Annotated in this window: 1 protein-coding gene; it reads left to right on the plus strand. The window is 35.7% G+C overall.

The window, feature by feature from the left end:
* Positions 1-277: hypothetical protein (locus AC07UY_RS21760; protein WP_494701940.1), on the plus strand; the 277-nt coding region annotated here is incomplete at its 5' end.
* Positions 278-737: the final 460 nt, after the last annotated feature.

Here is a 737-nt window from a genome sequence, read left to right on the forward strand (position 1 = left end):
GTATAATGATATGAAACATGGTGGAAAAATTGAAGTATATAAAAAAACAACAAAGGAACAGGATGATGCTTTTGATAAAGTCATGAAAGCTCAAATAGGAGAGCACGGTTATTACGGATATGATGATATTTGCCGTAGTTGGAGTCAACGCCAATTCAACTCAGCACCGGGAGTTCAAGAAACTCCACCTAAACGTAAAGATGTAAAGGTTACAATCGGAGGTTTTGATTTGTCGTCTAAAGGAAGCAGCTCAACAGGTAGTGGAACATCCAGATGAGAGTTTCAGTATTTATTTTGGGTTTTTTTTTTCTATCATTGCATGGGTAGCTGACAACATTACCGTCGTGAATGAAAATACATATAATATACTTTTCATTATAGCTATGCTAGCAACTATTCTTTCTGTTCTTTCGTGGCGGTATCTATCTAAAAAAAAAGGAGTGTTATGGATTTTTTCATTTCTATATCTATTAAATGGAATCGATATTTTTATTGACATATACTTCCGTCTGTTTTGACTCGTTAACAGATAGTGGTTTTATGATTTGGTAGTTATACTTTTACACTATCTGATTGTGGTTTATTTTGCAGTAATTGCCGAATTTTGTTGATTAAGATTATTGGGGATATGAATCCTGCCAACAAATGGCAGAACTAGTATTGCGGCTAAATAGCTTATATGGACACCTCCCCGATGCAAGCACGGGCGGATCTTTTTCTGACAAGAGACTACCTGG

Source organism: Citrobacter sp. GW821-FHT02E08 (assembly GCF_059421685.1).